The 8,441-nt window shown below is 61.9% G+C and carries 8 protein-coding genes; all 8 read right to left on the reverse strand.

The annotated features are described in order from the left end of the window. Positions 1–8 precede the first annotated feature (8 nt). Positions 9–779, reverse strand: a complete 771-nt coding sequence (locus FEV16_RS14045; protein WP_138168246.1) for an SDR family oxidoreductase — start codon at positions 777–779, stop codon at positions 9–11. Positions 780–806: 27 nt separating this feature from the next. Further along, a complete protein-coding gene (gene gyrA / locus FEV16_RS14050; RefSeq protein ID WP_138168247.1) occupies positions 807–3,536 on the reverse strand; it encodes a DNA gyrase subunit A in 2,730 nt (909 codons plus the stop codon). A gap of 104 nt (positions 3,537–3,640) precedes the next feature. Next, positions 3,641–4,036, reverse strand: a complete 396-nt coding sequence (locus FEV16_RS14055; protein WP_138168248.1) for a TfoX/Sxy family protein — start codon at positions 4,034–4,036, stop codon at positions 3,641–3,643. Between the two features lie 16 nt (positions 4,037–4,052). Beyond that, positions 4,053–4,445, reverse strand: a complete 393-nt coding sequence (locus FEV16_RS14060; protein ID WP_138168249.1) for an iron-sulfur cluster assembly accessory protein — start codon at positions 4,443–4,445, stop codon at positions 4,053–4,055. A 30-nt stretch (positions 4,446–4,475) separates the two neighbouring features. Next, positions 4,476–4,853, reverse strand: coding sequence for an SUF system Fe-S cluster assembly protein (locus FEV16_RS14065; protein WP_138168250.1), 378 nt, complete (start codon positions 4,851–4,853; stop codon positions 4,476–4,478). 16 nt (positions 4,854–4,869) lie between these two features. Next, positions 4,870–6,114 carry a cysteine desulfurase gene (locus FEV16_RS14070; protein WP_138168251.1) on the reverse strand — a complete coding sequence of 415 codons (1,245 nt, stop codon included), beginning with the start codon at positions 6,112–6,114 and terminating at the stop codon, positions 4,870–4,872. Continuing rightward, positions 6,111–7,403, reverse strand: a complete 1,293-nt coding sequence (gene sufD, locus FEV16_RS14075) for a Fe-S cluster assembly protein SufD (RefSeq protein WP_138168252.1) — start codon at positions 7,401–7,403, stop codon at positions 6,111–6,113. The genes FEV16_RS14070 and sufD overlap by 4 nt, the downstream gene beginning before the upstream one ends. 4 nt (positions 7,404–7,407) lie before the next feature. Then, the gene (sufC, locus tag FEV16_RS14080; RefSeq protein WP_138168253.1) at positions 7,408–8,160 is read right to left on the reverse strand and encodes a Fe-S cluster assembly ATPase SufC; all 753 of its coding nucleotides are present in this window, start codon (positions 8,158–8,160) and stop codon (positions 7,408–7,410) included. Positions 8,161–8,441 lie beyond the last annotated feature (281 nt).

Here is an 8,441-nt window from a genome sequence, read left to right on the forward strand (position 1 = left end):
CGCCTACCCTATTCCGGTCCAATATCCGGCGTGCGCCAGCCCAGATGCTGGCCGCTGTCGACGGCGATCATCTGCCCGGTCACGCTTTTGGCTCGGCTGAGGTAGACGACGGCGTCCACGACGCCCGAGACGTCAGCGGCGCGCTCTAGCGGCACCCCGCGCGCTTCCATTTCGAACTCCCGCTCGCCAAGCGCGGCGTTGGGAAAGACCGGCCCCGGCCCGACCGCATTCACGCGGATACGAGGGGCGAAGGCCTGCGCCATGGTGAGCGTCGCCGACCACAGCGCCGACTTGGACAATGTGTAGGTGAAATGGCGAGGCGTTAGACGCCAGACCCGTTGGTCGAGCATATTTATGATCGCGCCATTGGCGCTCCCGGGCAGCGCCGCCGCAAAGTCGCGCGACAGCAGCAGCGGCGCGCGCAGATTGATCTGCATCTGCCGCTCATAAAGCTCCAATGAGAAATCCTTCGCCGCGTCGATCTCGAAAATCGAGGCGTTGTTGATGAGGAGCCTCAAAGGTCCAAAGGCTTCGCCCGCTTGCTCGATCAGGCGCTGCGTCGGAGCTGCGTCGGCAAGATCGGCAATCGCTGTCGCCGCGCGGCCGCCGCGCTGCCTGATTGCATGCGCCGCGAGCTCCACCTCCTCCCCCGAGCGCGGAGATGCGTGCAACACGACGGGCCGACGCTCGCGCGCGAAGCGCTCGGCGATGGCGAGGCCGATACGACGCGACGCGCCGGTGACCAGCACGGGCCCCTCTGCCTCGTCGCCCTCGCTCATGCGCCTGCCCCAATTTGAAGCGATTAACTAGCTCTGGGCGTCCTCGCCTTCGCCAACGTCGCCAATATGCTCAACGGAAACGACGCGCTCGTCTTCGGCCGTGTCGAACACGATGACGCCCTGAGCGCCGCGCCCGGCGATGCGTATGCCATCGACCGAGCAGCGGATCAGCTGGCCGCCGTCGGTCACCAGCATGATTTCATCGCCTTGACCAACGGGGAAGGAGGCGACCAGTTTGCCGTTCCTGGCGTTCACCGCCATGGCGACAATGCCTTTGCCACCGCGCCCCGTCGTACGATACTCGTAAGAGCTTGTGCGCTTTCCGTATCCGTTCTCGGAGACGGTTAGAATGATCTGCTCAGCCGCCTGCATCTCATAGAAGCGCGTGTCCGACAGCTCGACGGCGCCTGTCGCCTCTTCAGTCTCGGTCCCAGCTTCAGGCGAAACGTCCTCGCCCATGCGGCGGCGCAGCGCATTGGCGCGCTTCAAATAGGCCGAGCGCTCCTCGCCGGTCGCCTCGAAATGATTGAGGATGGAAAGTGAGATCACTCGATCGTCGGGTCCGAGCGCCACGCCGCGCACGCCCATCGAGGTACGGCCCTGGAAGACCCTGACCTCCGGCACGGCAAAGCGGATGCATTGTCCGTCGCGCGTCGTCAGCAATACGTCGTCATGCTCAGTCGCGGTCGCGACGTCGACGATCGCTTCGCCTTCGTCAAGCTTCATGGCGATCAGTCCATTGCGTCGAACGTCGACGAAATCGGAGAGTTTATTGCGTCTCACCGTGCCGCCCGTCGTCGCGAAGATGACGTCGAGCGTCGCCCAGCTCTCTTCGTCCTCCGGCAGCGGCATGATGGTGGTGATCCGCTCGCTTTGCTCAAGTGGCAGGAGATTGACGAGCGCCTTGCCGCGCGCCTGCGGGGCGGAAAGCGGCAATCGCCAGACCTTTTCCTTATAGGCCTTGCCGAGCGAGGAAAAGAACAGCACTGGCGTATGGGTATTGGCGACGAAGAGGCGGTGAACGAAATCTTCTTCCTTCGTCTGCATGCCGGATCGGCCCTTGCCGCCGCGTCTCTGGGCGCGATAGGTCGAGAGCGGCACGCGCTTGATATAGCCGGCGTGCGAGACGGTGACGACCATATCTTCGCGCGCGATCAGGTCCTCATCCTCGACCTCGCCGTCCGCCTCGATGATTTGGGTGCGGCGTGGCGTGGCGTACGCCTCCCTCACCGCCAACAGTTCATCCTTGACGATGCCGAAGAGACGTTCGCGCGAGCGCAAAATATCGAGGTAATCGGCGATCTCAGCGGCAAGCTTATTTAAGGCTTCGGAGATCTCTTCGCGACCGAGCGCCGTCAGCCGCTGCAGACGTAGATCGAGAATGGCGCGCGCCTGCGCTTCTGAGAGCCTGATGGTTCCGTCATCGGTGAGCTTGTGTCGCGGATCGGCGATCAGCTCGACGAGCGGCGCCATGTCCTTCGCCGGCCAGTCACGCGCCATCAGCGCCTCGCGCGCCGCGGCTGCATCAGGCGACGTGCGGATAAGGCGAATGACTTCGTCGATATTCGCCACCGCGATGGCGAGACCCACTTGCAGATGCGCGTTGTCCCGCGCCTTGGCGAGGCGAAACTTGGTGCGCCGCGTGACCACCGTTTCGCGGAAATCGACGAAGGAGCGCAATACGTCATGGAGCGTCATCAGCTCCGGGCGCCCGCCATTCAGCGCGATCATATTGACGGGAAAACTTGTCTGAAGCGCGGTGTGACGCCAAAGCTGGTTCAAAACAACGTCGGCGACGGCCTCACGCTTCAATTCGACGACGATTCGCATGCCGTCGCGATCGGACTCGTCGCGCAGATCGGCGACGCCTTCGATCTTCTTCTCCCGCACCAGATCGGCGATGCGCTCAATCAGCGCCGCCTTGTTCACCTGATAGGGAATTTCTGTGAAGATGATCGCCTCGCGATCCTTGCGCAAAGTCTCAATTTCCGACTTCGCACGCATGATGATCGAACCGCGGCCGGTGGCGAAGGCGTTGCGGATGCCGCCGCGACCGAGGATCGTCGCGGCGGTCGGGAAGTCCGGACCCGGCACGATCTCCATCAGCTCAGCGACGCTGATGTCGGGCCGATCGATCATCGCGACGCAGGCGTCGATCACCTCGCCAAGATTATGCGGCGGAATGTTCGTCGCCATGCCGACGGCGATGCCGCCGGCGCCATTGACCAGCAGATTGGGGAAACGAGCCGGCAGGACCGTCGGCTCCTGTTCCTTGCCATCGTAATTGGCCTGGAAGTCGACAGTGCCTTCGTCGATGTCTTCGAGCAGCGCGAGCGCAGGCTTCGCGAGCCGCGACTCGGTGTAGCGCATCGCCGCCGGCGGATCATTGTCGACCGAACCAAAATTGCCCTGCCCGTCGATAAGCGGCAGGCGCATCGAAAAGGGCTGCGCCATGCGCACAAGCGCGTCATAGATCGCCGCGTCGCCATGCGGGTGGTATTTACCCATCACGTCGCCGACGATGCGCGCCGACTTCACATAAGCCTTGTCCGGCGTATGCCCGTTCTCATGCATCGAAAACAGAATGCGACGATGCACCGGCTTCAAACCGTCACGGACGTCCGGCAGCGCGCGCGAAACGATCACGCTCATCGCGTAATCGAGATAGCTGCGCTTCATCTCGTCGGTGATCGAGACCGGCTTAATGTCGGAGCCGGGCTTGTCGGAATCGTCTTTTTTTGTTTCGTCGTCGGCCAATTGCGCGCCAGTTCAAGGATAGCGTCTAGGTCATATGTCTATAGGCGATTCGAGCGCGCGACGCCAGCATCGGCTGCTCAAGAAGATCAAGATAATTCAGTCGTTTATCGTCTTGTTAGCGATCTTTGTCGACGGCCGCCGGCCTCTTGCCGTCTCGGGCTTTCCGACGGCCGGCTTCTGTTTTTTTCACCCGCCCGAAGCGCGGCCTCGACCGCCAATTTGGCCCAACGAATGAGCTCGTCATCGTCTTCGAGCGCGCAGTCAGGAAGGCTCCAATAGGAAATGGTGATCGGTCGATCCTTGCCCTGATAGGTGAAAGGCCGGCAGCCTGCCGCTTGAAACTGCGGCGCGCTATGGCGATCGGCCTTTAGGTAGATTTCGCCGCCAGCTTCAATGGCAAAGAAGAGGCCATCGACGTAAACGCCATGGCCGCTGAACATGCGCTTCACGGACACCGCGGTAAAGGGGGCGAAAAGCTCTTCGATACGCGCGCGGTCCACAGCGACTCCGTTGACTTCAGGAACTCCCGATCTCCGGCGCGGCGCCGACCTTTCCAAGGTTGGCCGGTGTCAGCTCGACGCTTTCGCCGCAACCGCAGGCTGATGTCTGATTGGGGTTTTCGAATACGAAGGTCGACGAGAACTGCGTCGTTTTCACGTCCATTGTCGTGCCGAGCAGATAGAGCACCGCCGCGGCGTCGACGATCACTCGGCCGCCCTCAACGTCGATGATCTCGTCGCCCTTTTTGGGTTCGGCGATGTCCATTTTGTAGGACATGCCGGCGCAGCCGCCCTTCTCCACTGAGACGCGCAGCCCTTGCCCTTCGTCGGCTGTGGCCAACAGCGCGCGCACGCGCTCGGCCGCCGCCGGGCTGACATTCATCACGCTCATTTTCTGGATAGCAGTCATTTGCAAAATTCTTCCCCTAAGAAAGCGCGTTCACCACATGTCGAGCGCGATGCGCGCTTCGTCGGACATACGGCTTTGATCCCAAGGAGGATCAAACACCATGTTCACCTTCACGTCGCTGACGCCGGGCACGGCGCTGACCGCATTCTTGACCCAGATCGGCATTTCGCCCGCGACTGGACAGCCTGGCGCGGTCAGCGTCATGTCGATTTCGACAAGTCCGTCATCGGAGATGTCGACCCGGTAGATCAGGCCGAGTTCGTAGATATCGGCCGGAATTTCTGGATCGTAGACGGTCTTCAGCGCCTTTACGAGGTCGTTCGCCAAGCGCTCATTTTCAATGGCCTGAGACGTTTGATCCGCCGCTGAGGCGCGATCGGTTTCGCTTGTGTTCGGAGCATCGTTCATGAACACGAAATTCTCCTCAGGCGAAAAGAGAGCGGGCTTTTTCAAGCGCTTCCGCCAGCCGGTCGATCTCCTCGCGCCTATTGTATAGCGCAAAGGATGCGCGACAGGTGGAGGTGACGCCGAAACGGGAAAGAAGCGGCATCGCGCAATGCGTCCCGGCTCGCACGGCGATGCCGGAACGATCGATCACCGTGGCGATGTCGTGCGCATGCGCCGACGCCATATCGAAGGATACGATCGGTCCCTTATCGGGCGCCTGGCCATAGATTCTCAACCCTTCAATCTGCGACAGTCTCTGATGCGCGTATGCCGTCAGACCCGCTTCATGCTCCCGGATCGCGTCCCGGCCAATGCGCTCCATATAGTCGAGCGCGGCGCCGAGCCCGACGGCCTGGGCGATGGGAGGCGTGCCTGCTTCGAAACGGTGCGGCGGGTCGTTATAAGTGACGGCGTCGAGCGTCACGGTTTCGATCATCTCGCCGCCGCCAGCGTAGGGCGGCAACGCTTCCAGCCATTTACGCTTGCCGTAAAGCGCGCCGATTCCGGTCGGGCCATAGAGTTTGTGGCCGGTCAGCACATAGAAGTCGGCGTCGAGCGCCTGCACGTCGACATCCAGATGCACGGCGCCCTGCGAACCGTCGACGCAGAGCGGAACCCCATGCGCATGGGCGATGCGCGCGACATCAGCGATTGGAACCGGCGCGCCGAGCACATTCGACATATGCGTGAGCGCGACGATCTTCGTTCGCTTCGAAATGAGCTTCTCAAGCGCCTCGAGCGCGAAGCGGCCGTCGTCGTCGACCTCGAGCCACTTCAGCACAGCGCCTTTGCGCTCGCGCAGGAAATGCCAAGGAACGATGTTGGAGTGATGCTCCATCACCGAGAGGATAATCTCGTCGCCTTCGCGAATATGCGCCTCGCCGAAGGACGCGGCGACCAGGTTCAAGGCCTCGGTCGCGCCGCGGGTGAAAATGATCTCGTCGGTCGATTCCGCATTGAGGAAGCGGCGCACCGTTTCGCGCGCGCCCTCATAGCCCTCCGTCGCCGCATTGGCGAGATAATGCAGGCCGCGATGCACATTGGCGTATTCATGCTCGTAGAACTGAGTCAACCGTTCGAGCACGGCGCGCGGCTTTTGCGCCGAAGCGGCGTTGTCGAGATAGGCGAGCGGCTTTCCATAGGGGCGTTCCGCCAGAATCGGGAAGTCGGCACGAACTGCTTCAATGTCGTACGCCGTTTCAATGCGCGCAATCTCGTTCATCGATTGATCCTTCGAGAAAGCCACGCGCTGACGCGCTCGCCAAGAAACGCCTTCAACTGATCGTCCTCGAGCGCCTCCATCGCCTCATTGGCGAAGCCTTCGATCAGCAAGGCCTCGGCCTCACGCCGCGGCAATCCGCGCGCGCCGAGATAGAACAACTGGTCCTTATCGAGCCTGCCGCAAGTCGCGCCATGTCCACATTGCACGTCGTCGGCGAAGATTTCGAGCTCCGGCTTATTGTTCATCGTCGCCTGTTCGGAGAGCAGCAGCGCCTTCGACTGCATGGCCCCGTCCGTCTTCTGGGCGCCGGGACGCACGATGACCTTGCCTTGAAACACGCCTACGCTCTGATCGTCGAGAATATTGCGAAAAACTTCACGGCTTTCGCCGTTCGGCTTCGCATGGTCGACGACCAGAGTCGTGTCCGCATGCAACCTGCCGCGTCCCAAGGTCGCGCCATTGAAGACGGCGCTGGCCTTCTCCCCATCGAGGCGCACGAAAATCTGCCGGCGATTGAGCCCATCGCCTTCAGTCAACGCGAAGGAATTGATCGTTGCGCCCGCATCAAGATGCGCCAGCAACGAGGCAATGCGGATCGATTGATCGACGCCGCCTGAAACATGCGTGACGAGATCGACACGCGCATTCGGCGCCAACCGAAGCAGGAGCGCGCTATTGTCCTGCGCCGGCGCCGCCGTCAGCGCGCCAAGAGTTTCGATCAAAGTCGCTTGAGCGCCCTCGCCCAGCATCACGAGCGCGCGCGTATAGGTCGACTGCGCCGCTTCCGCTGACGTAAATGTCGCAAGTTCGATTGCGCGGTCGATCCGCGCGCCGGAAGCAATCTGAATGACGACGCCGTCCTGCATCAGCGCCGCATTGAGGGCGAGCATCGAGTCCTGGGCGCCAATATCTGCGCTGGCGAGCGCCGACATCACATGCAGCTTGCCCTCCGCCAGCGCGCCACGCAGCGATTGGATGGCGACGCCACCGGGAAGCCGCGCGATATCGGAGAGATCTGGCCTGAAAACGCCGTCGAGCGTGACAAGCCGCAGCGAGTCATGCGCGCGCGGCAGCGACAAAGCGCCATGGGAAGCGGTGGCGAGCGGCGCAGGTCTGCTCATCGCAGTCTTGAGGTCAGTATAATGCCACGACTCCACGCGGCGGTTCGGCAGGCCAAGCTCCGAGAACGCCGCCCAGGCGGCCGCTCGGAGACGCTGCGCGCCCTTGTCGCGCATCTCTTCGTAAAAGGAGGAAAGCGTCGCTTCCGCTTCGCTCGCCAGCTTGATCATCGCCTCACGCTGCCTCTTGCGCGATGTAATCTTGATAGCCGCGCTCTTCGAGCTCCAGAGCAAGCTCAGGACCGCCGGACCGCATGATGCGCCCTTGCGCCATCACATGCACCGTGTCGGGCCTGATATATTCGAGCAGGCGTTGATAATGCGTGATGACGACGAAGGCGCGCTCGGGCGCGCGCAGCGCATTGACGCCGTCCGCGACGACGCGCAGGGCGTCAATGTCGAGCCCCGAATCCGTTTCATCGAGAATAGCGAGACGCGGCTGAAGAAGCGCCATTTGCAAAATTTCCATCCGCTTCTTCTCGCCGCCGGAGAAGCCGGCGTTAAGCGGCCTCCGCAGCATCTCCTGGCTGACGCCGAGTTGCGCGGAGGCGTCTTTGACGCGCTTCATGAAATCCGGCGTCGCCAGCTCTTCTTCGCCGCGGGCGCGACGCTGAGCGTTCATCGCCGCCTTGAGAAAGGTCATCGTCGCGACCCCGGGAATTTCTACCGGATATTGGAACGCGAGGAAAATGCCCTTGGCGGCGCGCTCAGCGGGATCGAGGTCGAGAATGTTTTCTCCATTGAGCCGCACTTCGCCTTGCGTCGCCTCATAGCCTTCGCGGCCGGAGATGACGTAAGAGAGAGTTGATTTGCCGGTGCCATTCGGTCCCATGATCGCCGCAACTTCGCCGGCCTTTACGCTCAGCGTAAGACCCTTGAGAATTTCACGCTCGCCGACGGAGACGTGCAAATCTTTAATTTCGAGCATTGCAAAAAACTCTTACCGGTCTCTCTGGCGTCATGGCCGGCCTTGAGCCGGCCACCCATGTTTTGGCGTCCTTAATCGTTCGTCGACCGTCGCGATGTGCGTTGGCGTGGATAGCCTGGACCAGCGAAGCCATGACGCTGAACCTTCATCCCACGCTCCCTTCGAGCGAGATGGAGATCAGCTTCTGCGCCTCGACCGCGAACTCCATCGGCAGTTGCTGCAGCACGTCGCGCACGAAGCCGTTGACGATCAGCGCCGTCGCCTCTTCCTCAGAGAGCCCG

Source organism: Methylocystis sp. B8, assembly GCF_005771425.1.
In the GTDB taxonomy this organism is placed as follows: domain Bacteria; phylum Pseudomonadota; class Alphaproteobacteria; order Rhizobiales; family Beijerinckiaceae; genus Methylocystis.